Here is a 12,446-nt window from a genome sequence, read left to right as displayed (position 1 = left end):
AGCTGACTGTCACTAATAGGTCGAGGGCTTAACCAAGTTGGTTTAGGTTGTCAGAAATGGCAGAGGAAGTAAGAACGGATGAAAGATATGTACAATGTGTGGTTTTGAGGGTATATGCCTTGGAATAGAGGATACCTCATGGTATAATAATCCTCGATAGCTCAGTCGGTAGAGCACGCGGCTGTTAACCGCGCTGTCGTAGGTTCAAGTCCTACTCGGGGAGTTCGTGATACTCAAACGGTAAATGAGGAGAACGAAATGCAAAGCTTAGGCCCCATGGTCAAGCGGTTAAGACATCGCCCTTTCACGGCGGTAACACGAGTTCGAATCTCGTTGGGGTCACTTAAGTTGAAATTCATTAGAACTTCAACTTTTTACAATATCTACGGCGACATAGCCAAGTGGTAAGGCGTGGGTCTGCAACACCCTGCTCACTGGCTCTCAGCCAACATAAAAAAATAAATACGGCGACGTAGCCAAGTGGTAAGGCAATGGTCTGCAACACCAGTATCCACCGGTTCAAATCCGGTCGTCGCCTCTCATCAAAACCTCGGAAACCTTGATTTTCCGAGGTTTTTTTGTTGTCTGCGTTACGTCTGATGGTGCTATTTATACAGTTTAGACCCTTGCCTCTATCTCATTTTTTTCTCATTGTACTTGAATTTGTAAAATTAACAAGTGTCGTTAGAAATCGTTAAAAATCGGATAAAATCGTTTCATAAGGTGGAAATAGAGTGGAGTTTTTTAGGCCGTTAGTAGATCAACCAATCCGCCCTTTCCCTGTTCCTCTGTGTGAAGATAGGTTTTAACCACAACCTTGTAGTCATCGCCTAATAACTCGGCTACGGCCTTCAGCTCCTGATGATTCTGTGTCTTACGGAGCAGCCTGGTAGCGAACGTATGCCGAAGGGCATGTGTGCCATAGTGAGGCAGTCCGGCTCTTTTCAGAATCCGATCTAGAGTCAGCTGAATATTACGGGCCGTTGGGAGTAATCCTGTTTTTGTTGTTACAATCAGATCATCCCGGACTGTACTTGTTTCATAGTAGCCAAGCATTAAATCCAGACAATACTCTGCTTCCTTGTTTAAGGGAACTGTCCTGACGCTTCGTGGATACTTTGGAGCAGTCAGAATACGCTTTGTTTTTGTTGAGGCATCCTTATCCCGATTCTTTACGGTGCTGACAGTTTCGTAGACGTGGTATGCGCGCCTCCCATCGACTGTCATAATACCTGATTTTGAAAGTGCGAGCAATTCGCCTTCCCGGAATCCCGTATTTAAGGCAAAGACTAGAAGCGGTCCATAGCGATAAGCCAGGGAACCATCTGGATTTCTAGCCATAGCGGTTTCCTTAAATTTGGGGAGGTACTCATCAGGCATTATCTCAATCTCTTTTGTTTTCACCTCCAGCACAGATTCATCAGGCAACTCGACAATGGACAACGGGTCGTATGATTTGGGTAGATCCTTCATTTCAATACCGAAACTTATCATAGCCTGCAAAAAGAGGTATGCTTTCTTGATGGTTGATATGCTGTACTTGCTTGACAAATTATCAATAAAATCCTGAATTTGTAAGCCATCTAAATTACACATCAAGACCTTTGCCAGATCGCTCTCCTCTATCTGCTTATGAAATGTCCTTTCAAGCCGGTCCAGGCTGGAGTTCTTAAATTTGCCGCGTTTATTTTGCTGCTCTTTGTGATAAAGAAATTTTTCTCCATATTGCTGAACCGTCAGCTTTCTTGTGACAGCTTCGCCAGTTTGAACAAGTATTTTATACTTATCCATTCTGGCTTTCACTTCGCTTTTTACATCTCCCGTGAATTCTTTGCCTTTGTATCGAGCTACCCACTTACCTTTGGAGTTTTTAAAGAGTGATCCATCACCTTTGCTTCGCCTCGGCTTCGATTGAGGCTGTTCTTTTGATTTAACTTCTGCTTTAGTTTTACTCATTGTATGCTCTCCTATAAGGTACAATGAACTCTACCCTACAGGAAGCCATATATTTGCTGTAGGATTATTATAGTACGATATAGTGTTTGTGACAACCGTAATCTATTTAATTGAGAGTTCCTTACCAGTATTCTTTTTTATGAAATCTTGCAATGCTTTAGGGGAAGTAAAGTAGTCCCGCCCTAATTTGGTCACCGGGAGAATTTTACTTTGCAAGAGTTCTCTGGTTTTTGTCTTACCCAATCCGAGCATATCTGCGATTTCTGCAACCGAGTATTTCTTGAAATCTTCCGAGACTGTATTATCTGCATTAGGATTATTCATGAAGATTCCTTCTTTCTAAGTTTATTAAACGCATATCTCCCTGCATCCCCTTCCTATGCCCTTCCCGGCCACGTAGCAGGCTGTACGGTGTACGATTCAATCCAGGGGCGGCGCAGCTTACAGCCAGGCCGTCCAGGGAACCTATATAAAATGCTGGTATATGCTCTTCAGTTATCAAAGTGCGGGTGATATTGAAGCTGAAAGAAAAGCTACTTACCAGCTTCGGAAAATCACATACTGTTTATAAAGAGGGGGAGAAAATCCAAATTATTGAAATATTTTAAAAATTTAAGATACTATAAAAAGCGCTATGATATTGACAACATATTAGATATTGTGTTAGTATGGTTTTGTAATTGATTTTTGTGCTCCGGAGGACGGTATTCTGGCGGGTAAAAGGCCAGGAGGATTCGTTCCGCACACGTTGTTTAAGATTGTAGTGATGTCAGGAAAACGCCATGATGACTGGTATTTTTCTGGCATTTTTTATGGTCCGGGAAAGGGCGGTCCTGTCTTGTGGGTATCCACACGTATAAGGGAATGATGACAGTGTAAGAAATGCTTATGCTGGCTCATTCCCTTTTTTATTGCCTAAAAAGCACGTGCTTTAAGGATAAAAAACCAAAATAAGAAAGGTGGAAAAACAAATGAATGAAATTATGTATGCAGACAACTATTCCAGGCAGTTTCAAGCGCAGGACGAATTTTTCGACTGTCTGAAGGCGATTGGAAGAAGATCCAGATGGGAACGGAAACGCTCCAAGGATCTTCGGCTCGTTGCAATCACGGATGAGGACAGCAAAATTGCAAAGGAACTTAAGGAACAGTATGAGCAGGAGGGCCTGGATATCGGTATTCTGACGGATACCATGGAGAATACCAGGCTGGTACTGAAAGCCAAGGATAAGTATTACCCAGTGAGAAGCTGTGCGATTAAGACGATCTTAGATCGCGCCGGTATTTCAGGGGCGGTGTTAAACCGTCTGGAGAAGAATGTATACGCCCGGATACTGAACGACTGTCTGAAGATCACAAAGGGAGAATCCCTGTTGCGGATCTCAGACGGTAAAGTATCTGCGGTGCATGGTGGAGATTGCTGCGACTACTCCATTCTGGATATGGAGCAGGTTTTTGCTCATGTAGTGGAGTTCCTAAATAAGACTTTTCCTGGGGCAAGTTTTTTAGGCGGTTTTTACGATCACACAAGGGCATCGGGCCTGTGGGAACTTTCCAGGAATGATGAACTTCTGGGAGCGTACCGCAAAGAGCTGGAAAACTGCGGCCTTGATTCGGATGATATGAAGGCGGCCCTCCGGGTATCCACATCAGATGTCGGTACCAGCGGGGCTAATTTATATCCCATGCTGCTCTGTGGCCCCAAGCAGAATACCATTGCTCTGGGTGATCCGTTAAGGCTCAGTCATGAAAATGGAGTTACACTGGAGCAGTTTGATAAGCAGCTGGGGCTGCTGTTTGGAAAGTACCAGGCTGCATTAAAGAATCTGACAAGGCTCCTGGGTATTTTAATTACCAATCCCGGAAACTGCATGATTGGGATTATGAAAAAGGTGAAGGTTCCGAAACGATATATCACGGAAGCCTTGAATTTGTTTATATCCCAGAACGGAACAGGAAGCTGCACGGCCCACGAAATTTACTGTGGGATGTCAGAAGTGATTTTTATGCTGACGTGCGAAGGGGAGTCAGGAGGCCATATTGCCACCATGGAAGAAAAACTTGCCAGAGCTTTGTCTTTGGACTGGAAGGAATTTGATGTTCCGGGAGAAATCAAGTGGTAAAAAATGCAGGCTGTGAAAAACGTTCAATCACATTAAGAACGAAGAGGAGGGAGACCTCTTCTTTTTTCTTACCATGAGGAAGGAGAGATTTTATGTTTTTGAATCTGAATTATAGTCCAGAGGTAGTCGTTGATACGACTACGCTTACTGAAAAGGAATGGTTGGAATACCGCAGGCTGGGAATTGGCGGGAGCGACGTAGCTGCCATTATGGGTCAATCACCGTTCTGTACCGGCCGGGATCTGTATTATGACAAGCGGGGTATCCGGCCGGTAGTCAATGAAGATGAGGATAACTGGGTGGCTAAATCCGTTGGACATCGTCTGGAGGAACTGGTTGCAGAGATATTTTCTTATAAAACAGGATTGAAAGTCTACCCAATCCATAAGATGTTCCGTCATCCGCTCTATCCTTTTTTACTGGCCGATGTGGACTTTTTTATTGATTTCCCGGACGGAACCACAGGCATCCTTGAATGTAAAACATCAAACTATCATTGTCAGGACAAATGGGAAAATAACTGTGTGCCGCTCAATTATGAGTATCAGTGCAGACATTACATGGCTGTTATGAACTTAAATGTGGTCTATATCGCCTGTCTGTTCGGAAATAATGAGAATGAGTATGTCATCCGAAAAATTGAGCGGGACTATGATCTCGAAGAAGATCTTATCAATGAGGAGGCATATTTTTGGAATGAATATGTCCAGAAAGAGCAGGAACCTCCATACGTGGAAAGCGGTGAGCTGATACTGGAAAGTATCAGGAGGCATTTTGGGCCTGGAGATAAAGACGAGGACGAAATAATCCTCCCGGGAGCAATACGCGATAACCTGGACCAGTATTTAGCCTTAAAAGAGCGGAAATCCGCGATTGATAAGGAATCGAGAGAGATTGAGGGGAAGATGAAAAGCCTCTATGCCGGTGTGGTTGAGCGTATGGGTGTTAGCTGTAAAGCATCACTGGATCTCGGTCCGTGCAAATACCTTGTTACATATAATCCGGTCTATCGAACCGGAATCAGTAAGAATAGCCTGGAAAAGCTGCAGGTGCAGCATCCGGATATCTATGATGAATATGTAGAAGTTACGGAAAGCAGGCGGTTTTCTGCCAAGAAAGTGGAGGCGGCCTGATGATAAGAGAAAACGATATGGTTTATATCTGTTCTCCCCTTTCTGCACCTACAGCTAATGAAATCCGCGCAAATATGGAACTGGCCCGCAGTTATATGCAGTTGGTATCGAAAGTTTTCCGGTGCCGGGCGGTGGCTCCTCATGCGTATCTTCCGGAGCTTCTGGATGACAGAGTTTTATGGGTGCGTGAACTGGGAATCAGCGTTGGCATGAAGTTGTTGGAACACAGCCAGGCGTTGATTGTTTGCAGCCCGGTAATCAGCTGCGGTATGCAGGCCGAGATCGTAAAGGCCAGGGAGCTGGGAATACCCGTATATGCCCTTCTAAAGGAGGACCCTTATATTGGCGTGGTGCAGACGCCTTCTACATGAAAGGAGACGTTGACGTGAGATGTAGATACGACAGGGAGATCTATTCCAATCCGGAGAACGGATATTGTATATTTCAGTATCTTACGGAGGAACCGGTGCCGGAAGGTGCGAAAAACTCCTTCTATAAGGGAAATAAAACCGCATTTGTGGCGGTCGGATATCATCTGCCAAACGGAGACGTGCTGGAATATGAGCTAAACGGAACCTGGGCCAAGGGCAGGAATGGACTGCAGTTTGCGGTCGAATATTATGACGATATTTTATCGGACACAGAGGACGGCATTTACCAGTATCTTAGTTCCGGCGCGGTGAAAGGAATAGGCCCCAAGACAGCGGAGGCGATTGTGAACCAGTTTGGTACACAAACCTTTGAGATATTTGACGCAGAACCGGAAAAGCTCCTGTCGATTAAGGGAATCACAGAGAAAAAGCTGTCCATGATCCTGATGTCCTATCAGGAAGCGCATTCCAGAAGGGAATTAACTATGTTACTGGCACCCTATCAGCTGGGGCCGGGAAAGATTGCCAAGGTGCAGACCGCATATGGGGATCGCGCGCTGGAGGTAGTACGCAGTGAAACCTATGAACTCTGTAAGGTGCAGGGATTTTCCTTCACGCAAGTTGACCGGATCGCAATGGCAAATAACATATGCCTTTTCGATCCGCAGCGGATCAGGGAGTGCCTACGATATGTGATAGACGACAATATGCGGGCAGGGAACCTCTACATGGATAAAGAAACATATATCAAGACTGTATATCAATATTTAAACCATGGATTCCCGATGGAAGCCGTCAGCAGGAAACAGATCTGTGCAGTCGCTAATCAGATGTTTGCAGAGAGCGAGCTGGTGGTTGATGGAACTGCTGTCTATACCAAGAGTGCTTATGAACAGGAGGAAGGTACAGCAAATGCCATAGCGGAGCTGTTGCTTCAGGAGCCGGACAAAACAGATATCATTAGTCTGCTGAAGGAGGCTCAGGAGGAGCTGGGAATCCAGCTTGCCATGCGGCAGGAAGAAGCTGTTATCATGGCTTTCCGTTACCGCTTCAGTATTATTACGGGAGGGCCGGGAACCGGAAAGACAACAGTGGAGAAAGTAATCCTTTATATTCATCAAAAGATTGATGATGGAACCGTCCTTCTTATGGCACCGACTGGGAAAGCAAGCAGGCGTATGGCAGAGAGCACCGGCTATCCAGAAGCGTCTACCATGCACAGTGCGCTGGGAATTGTGAGTGATGATGAGGATTTTTGGATGGACTCCGATTCTTTGGAGGCATCCCTGCTTTTGGCCGATGAGTTCAGTATGGTTGACATGAAGCTGGGAAACACCTTCTTTGGCCGGATAGACAGAGATACCAGAGTGGTTCTGGTTGGAGACGTGAAGCAGCTGCCATCGGTGGGACCGGGAAATGTGTTTCGGGAACTGATTGAAAGCGGAATCATCCCTCTTACGGTTCTTGACGTGGTCTTCCGGCAGGATAAAAACAGCAGGATTGTTCAAAATGCGGATCTTATGCAAAAGGATCAGACAGAGTTCGCGTATGGGGAGGATTTTGTCTGGCTGCCGGTCGAAACAGAGCTGGAAGCTAAAAACCTGGTACGAAAAGTCTATGCGGATGAGGTTAAGCAAAACGGCGTGGAAAACGTTCAGATTCTTACGCCGCGCAGAAAGGGAGACGGTGTGAGCGTCAACGGGATGAATGAAGAACTTCATGAAATGATGAATCCAGCCCGGAAAGGCCAGCTGGAAATGAAAGCTGCTGGCCATACATTCCGCGCCGGGGATAAGATTATTCAAAATAAAAACAAAGACAGAATCAGTAACGGGGACACCGGATTCATAAAGGCTATTTACCTGGACAGTGACGGGATTAAAAAAACTGAAATTGCGTTTGGTAGCCGTATTGTGGAATATGATGAGGAACAGATGGAAATGGTGGAACACGCCTATATCCAGACGGTTCACAAATCCCAGGGCAGCGAGTATCCGGTGGTGATCCTGCCATGGCTGATGGCGTTCCGCCTCATGTTAAAGCGTAATATCCTTTATACCGCCATAACAAGAGCCAAGGTAAAGCTGATTATCATAGGACAGAAGCGGGCCATTGAGAAGGCAGTCCATAACACGAAAAATGAAAAGCGCCTGACCCGGTTAGGGGAACGACTTACCAGACGGTATTATGAGCTGTTGGAGGAACGCAGGCTGGAGGAATCCGTATATGAACAGATGGCAATTAATTTTTAGGAGGAATTTAAACGATGAATAGGACAAAAATTGTTTCACAGGGTATGGTGCGCCGCCTGGATGCATTATCGCAGGCTGCAGTTGACTTCTGTAAGGTACTGGTGGATGGCAGCACGGATAGAGACGGCCAGGAGTTAAAGAACGTCTTAGACCGTGGTGTGCGAAACCAGATAATCCATTTTGCGGTAGAGAAACTGGAGGAACTGGGATTTACCATCTGTATTCCCTACGTTGAAAGCCGGAATCCGGCGCGGCTCAGACGCTGCACCCAGTTGGACTGTAAATGCAAACAGTGTAATTATCAGGAGAAGCAGGACGAGCGGGAGCGCGTTTTCGATGTGATCGAGCAGGCGCTGTCCATGGCAGGCTACCAGGTGCTGTATGGGGAGAATGGCGAGGTCATAATCCGCAATAGTATGTTGGAGAAGGACATGGCCGTACAGATTAGTGAATTGCCGGATCAAAGAAAGGGGGCAATCAATGAATAAGAAGCCGGACTGGAAAGCAGAATTTTGTACCATGCTGGAGAAACTTACTGAGCGCCGTTCTATCTGGAAAGTGTGGAATGACTTCATTACTCTGGCTGCAATCACCATCTCAAACCTTGTGAAAACAAGCAGCTGGGATGAGAGGGAAGAAGAATATCTGTCCATCATACATACCTATCAGAAGGAGGAACAGGACATCATCGTACAGCTTTTCGCTGTTATGCAGCTGGCTTATGAAGAAAACGACAAACAGGATTTCCTGGGGAATATATGTCAGGAGCTGGAGTTGTTGCAAAGGCTAAAAAAGCAGTATTTCAGCTCTTGCAATGTTTCCGTTGCAATGCCGAGTTTGTGTGCGAGAAACTGATATGGAATGACCAATTAGAAATGAAAGGGTATTTGTCCGTATATGATTCGGCGTGCGGAACCGGAACGATGTTAATTACGTTTGCACATATGCTTCAAAAGAAGGGAATCAATCCGCAGACGAATGCATTATTTGTGGGCCAGGATGTTGACCGCATATCGGCTTTGACGTGCTACATTCAGTTAGCCATATTGGGTTTACCCGCGTATGTAATTTGTCGGGGATACCTTGTCAAATTCGGGAAGAATTCCGGGTAATGAGGTTTGGTATACACAGGAATACATTGTAAATGCGGAACTTTTTGTGGATAACCAGGAACTCTGTCCGGAAGAATATGGACAGTCCGCCCCTCTTGATGGAAGGGTAGAAGATCTTTCTGAAGATGAGGAGGAGAAACGGGCCAGTTGAGTTTCTGTAAAAAGATAAAAAAATTCAAGTATTTCAGCGGTTGGCGGCTCTTTACTATATAGAGGTTAAGATACCGCCTGCCGCTCACAAGAGAGGAGCGAAAGCGAATGAGTGAAACAATCAATACAACGATGTATGACAGGGTGGATGAAGTCAGAAATTTGAACCGGATTGAAGGTTTTGATCCCAGGCAGTATATGAGGAATTTAACTGGAAGTGATGGGACCGTAAAGCAGTATCTGGATGTGGTGTACCGTAAACTGTGGTTCCGCCTGAAGAATCCGGAAGGGAAGATTGTCAAAAAGCTGCTAAAGCTCACGGAGCAGACGGCCATTGTGGAGGCCAGGATTTACTTAAACAAGACGGATCCGGAGGACAGCTATATTGCCAGTGCGTTTGCCCAGAAGTTTGTAAGTCAGGACGAACAGTTCGGAGCCAAATTTCTGGAGCTGGCGGAGACTGCCGCCGTGGGGCGGGCGCTTGCTGATGCGGGATATGGCTTACAATTTGCCGATCTGGAAGGCGAGCAGGACCCAAATGTGGTCGATGCGCCTCTTGGGCAGAACCGCGGTGAGGGAAGCAATTACATTTCTGATATGCCCGGCACTATGACTGAAGAAGTGAATGGTTCACAGGGCCAGCAGGCCGTACCAAACCAGAATCCGGTAATGGCTCAAAACCAGACACCTATGCAGGGGAATCCGGCAGTGTCGGCAGGCTATATGGAACCGGCCGCTTCCCTGGAAGCATACATGCAGGAAACCTCCAGTGTGGCTTATGGAATGCCTCCGGCTTTTGGCGGGGGAACACCGGTACAGAATCTGGTGCCTGCTAATTATAATTATGCTGCAGGCCAGACAGTACCACAGGGCCAGGCAGTACCGCAGAACCAGGTACGGCCTCAGAGCCAGGCAGTACCACAGAACCAGGTACGGCCACAGGGTCAGGCAGTCCAGCAGAATCAGGCATGGCCGCAGGGCCAGGCAGCTCCGCAGAACCAGACAGCGCCACAGAATCAGGTGCCGCCGCAGAACCAGGCTCTTGCACAGGAGCAGATACAGCCAGTCGGCCAGGCACCGCAGTTACCAGTTATCACACCGGATATGACAGACGAACAGATTTATGCGCTGTTGGACTATAAATCAGCGGCGTCTGTTGTTGTCTCAACCAAGATCAATCATGGCAAGACATTAGGGCAGATTGCGATAGACCGGCCGAAGGACTTAAACTGGTATGCAAATGATTATAAGGGGCCGGATAAGCTCTTGCGGGTTGGCGCTAGATTCCTGATTGACGCAGCAACAAACAGGGTAGCTTAATGACATGCAGCCTGGCTTTTGCCGGGCTGCGGAAAGGAGGGAGGAATTATATCGGATGAATGAGGTGTTTCCATTTGACATTAGTGATATCGTATTCCTTCTGAACCTGAAAATACGTCGAAAAAATCAAACAAGCTGGGATTGTGACTGCCCATTTTGCGGCAAAGAGGGGAAGCTGAATATTAACCTGGAGAAGAACGTATTCCGCTGCAATAAATGTGGAGAAGGCGGAGGCCAGCTCCAGTTATATAGCAAGGTATATGGTCTGGATCGGGCTACGGCCTGTGAACAGATTAAGAATTATCTGGGAAAAGGCATCCAGGCTCCGGAATATGAGAGCTTTAAGAAAACGGTGAAATCCAAACCGGAAGTGATCCATGCAGACCGGGCTCCTGATCGGGTGCTGCATCAAACATATTCCACGTTCCTCTCCATGCTTACTTTATCGGAGACACACGGAAAAAATCTTTTGGAACGCGGATTAAGTATGGAGCAAATCCAGAAGAATGGATACAAGAGCACGCCAGTCTTCGGCTTTCGGAAGCTGACAGAACGGCTGATTGAAGCCGGCTGTACCGTGGAAGGTGTTCCTGGATTTTACCAGGAGGAGGACGGGGCCTGGAGTATCCGCTTTAAGCGGAAGTGCAGCGGCTTTTTAATTCCGGTCCGGACAATCGAGGGATATATTGTGGGAATGCAGATCCGTTTGGATTACCCGTTCGATCATACCAAGTATATCTGGTTATCCAGTATCAACGATAAGATGGGAACCAGCTCTGGAAGCCCGATTCATTTTGTAGGGAATCCGAGGGATGAGATTGTATTCCTCACAGAAGGCCCACTGAAAGGAGACATAGCCAGTTTCCTGTCCGGTCGCAGCTTTGCCTGTGTCCCAGGCGTCAACCAGTACGCGAATCTGCCGGAGCTTATCGCACAGTTAAAGCGGCTTAGAGTCAAGATGGTTTATGAGACCTATGACATGGATAAGCTGTTAAATACGGTTTGTCAGGCGGATTATAATACAGACTGCGTAACGTGTGCGTTCCGGCAGGAAAAAGGAAAACATCAGTGCCTGAAAAAAATAGAGAAACGGAAGCATATCCAGAACGGGTGCAGGAAGCTGTATGGCATCTGTAAGGAGCTTTTGGTACCGTGCAAGCAGTTTGTCTGGGATTTAGACCAAGAAGGCGCCTGGGCTGGAAACCTGAAAGGTGTGGATGACTGGCTGCTCGATCTGGAATGTAAAGCATCCGAGTGATGCGGAATAAATATAAGGCAGGGAAAAGATGAAGGTAACAATAGAGATTGATGAGGATGAGCTTCAGAAAGCAATTATAGATATGGTTGCAAAGGAATGTGCGAGGGCTTATTTTAAGCGTGATGAATATAAAGGGATCGAAAAAGCGGTCAAGGAGGTTATTTATAGTCAGAAAGAGGAGCTGCTGTCGCGCTGCGTGGATAAAGCATCGGCAGAACTTACGCGGAAAGCGTTACCCAAGTTGCTGGAAAAGCTGACGGAATGATGTTTCCGTAATAAATGACAGCGCTTCAGACAGCTCGGAGCTGGCAAGGAGAAAGGTGCAGATGTATGAAACCGAGATTTAAAAACAATATGATTATCCATTGTCCGGAACGGCAACAGGCTTTGTGGCTGATTGCAGAAACTGAAGTTCCGGAAAGAAACTGCAAAGAGGAAGCCATTGCAGGCTGGGATAAGTATAGAGAGAAAACCGTGTATGGCCTGATGGGGGAACCTTCCTATGAGGCCCCGACGTTGGTGTGGGTATGCTCGATGGATGATGAAATAATGGAAGGCAAAGTAATTACGGAATATGCTGATTTGTATAGCTAAATAAGTAATATATGGGTGTTCAATACTAATTTTAATTGGTATTGGCACCCATTTTTTACTTTCTAGGAAACTTCGCAAATCGGCCAAGATAGTGTATAATGGACTTGAAATAAAAAATCACATAACAAAAGAGCGAATGTAGTGATTCGCCACGACGTTGATTATGTAGTTTTTTGT

At 46.3% G+C, this 12,446-nt stretch carries 13 protein-coding genes and 3 tRNA genes; 14 read left to right on the top strand and 2 right to left on the bottom strand.

Annotated features, from left to right (window positions below):
• Positions 1-150: 150 nt before the first annotated feature.
• The 3 genes from H8S80_RS33550 to H8S80_RS33540 all read left to right on the top strand — a co-directional run bounded on the left by H8S80_RS33550 (position 151) and on the right by H8S80_RS33540 (position 538).
• Positions 151-223: transfer RNA gene (locus H8S80_RS33550), tRNA-Asn, on the top strand.
• A 47-nt stretch (positions 224-270) separates the two neighbouring features.
• Positions 271-342, top strand: a tRNA-Glu gene (locus H8S80_RS33545).
• A gap of 124 nt (positions 343-466) precedes the next feature.
• Positions 467-538: transfer RNA gene (locus H8S80_RS33540), tRNA-Cys, on the top strand.
• Positions 539-744: 206 nt separating this feature from the next.
• On the opposite strand, the gene H8S80_RS33535 is transcribed toward H8S80_RS33540, so the two are convergent.
• Together H8S80_RS33535 and H8S80_RS33530 are read right to left on the bottom strand one after the other, a co-directional pair.
• Positions 745-1,956: a site-specific integrase gene (locus H8S80_RS33535; protein ID WP_117633594.1), complete on the bottom strand. Its 1,212-nt coding sequence runs from the start codon at positions 1,954-1,956 to the stop codon at positions 745-747.
• Between the two features lie 102 nt (positions 1,957-2,058).
• Entirely contained in the window at positions 2,059-2,280 is a 222-nt protein-coding gene (locus tag H8S80_RS33530) for a helix-turn-helix domain-containing protein (protein ID WP_117633593.1), read from the bottom strand.
• 647 nt (positions 2,281-2,927) lie between these two features.
• Between H8S80_RS33530 and H8S80_RS33525 the strand changes: the two genes are divergently transcribed.
• The 11 genes from H8S80_RS33525 (at position 2,928) to H8S80_RS33475 (ending at position 12,269) form a co-directional block, all read left to right on the top strand.
• The gene (locus H8S80_RS33525; protein ID WP_117633592.1) at positions 2,928-4,079 is read left to right on the top strand and encodes a transposase; all 1,152 of its coding nucleotides are present in this window, start codon (positions 2,928-2,930) and stop codon (positions 4,077-4,079) included.
• A 92-nt stretch (positions 4,080-4,171) separates the two neighbouring features.
• Complete coding sequence (locus H8S80_RS33520; protein WP_117633591.1) at positions 4,172-5,212, top strand: YqaJ viral recombinase family nuclease; 1,041 nt, start codon at positions 4,172-4,174, stop codon at positions 5,210-5,212.
• Entirely contained in the window at positions 5,212-5,583 is a 372-nt protein-coding gene (locus tag H8S80_RS33515; protein ID WP_117633590.1) for a DUF7768 domain-containing protein, read from the top strand. Before H8S80_RS33520 ends, H8S80_RS33515 begins: the two co-directional genes overlap by 1 nt.
• A 14-nt stretch (positions 5,584-5,597) precedes the next feature.
• Positions 5,598-7,835, top strand: coding sequence for an SF1B family DNA helicase RecD2 (gene recD2, locus H8S80_RS33510; RefSeq protein ID WP_181988067.1), 2,238 nt, complete (start codon positions 5,598-5,600; stop codon positions 7,833-7,835).
• Between the two features lie 14 nt (positions 7,836-7,849).
• The gene (locus H8S80_RS33505; RefSeq protein ID WP_117633588.1) at positions 7,850-8,323 is read left to right on the top strand and encodes a hypothetical protein; all 474 of its coding nucleotides are present in this window, start codon (positions 7,850-7,852) and stop codon (positions 8,321-8,323) included.
• Entirely contained in the window at positions 8,316-8,690 is a 375-nt protein-coding gene (locus tag H8S80_RS33500) for a hypothetical protein (protein WP_147338573.1), read from the top strand. The genes H8S80_RS33505 and H8S80_RS33500 overlap by 8 nt, the downstream gene beginning before the upstream one ends.
• Positions 8,594-8,947, top strand: a complete 354-nt coding sequence (locus H8S80_RS35220; protein WP_117633587.1) for an N-6 DNA methylase — start codon at positions 8,594-8,596, stop codon at positions 8,945-8,947. The genes H8S80_RS33500 and H8S80_RS35220 overlap by 97 nt, the downstream gene beginning before the upstream one ends.
• A gap of 258 nt (positions 8,948-9,205) precedes the next feature.
• Positions 9,206-10,417, top strand: a complete 1,212-nt coding sequence (locus tag H8S80_RS33490) for a hypothetical protein (RefSeq protein WP_117633585.1) — start codon at positions 9,206-9,208, stop codon at positions 10,415-10,417.
• A gap of 55 nt (positions 10,418-10,472) precedes the next feature.
• Entirely contained in the window at positions 10,473-11,675 is a 1,203-nt protein-coding gene (locus H8S80_RS33485; protein ID WP_243008045.1) for a DNA primase, read from the top strand.
• Between the two features lie 28 nt (positions 11,676-11,703).
• A complete protein-coding gene (locus H8S80_RS33480) occupies positions 11,704-11,940 on the top strand; it encodes a hypothetical protein (protein ID WP_117633583.1) in 237 nt (78 codons plus the stop codon).
• Positions 11,941-12,005: 65 nt separating this feature from the next.
• On the top strand, positions 12,006-12,269 hold the full coding sequence (locus H8S80_RS33475; protein ID WP_117633582.1) for a hypothetical protein: 264 nt from the start codon (positions 12,006-12,008) through the stop codon (positions 12,267-12,269).
• Positions 12,270-12,446: the final 177 nt, after the last annotated feature.

This window comes from Hungatella sp. L36 (assembly GCF_014288035.1).
The sequence above is the reverse complement of the archived record's forward strand: the minus strand, read 5'-3'. Positions and strand labels throughout refer to the sequence as shown.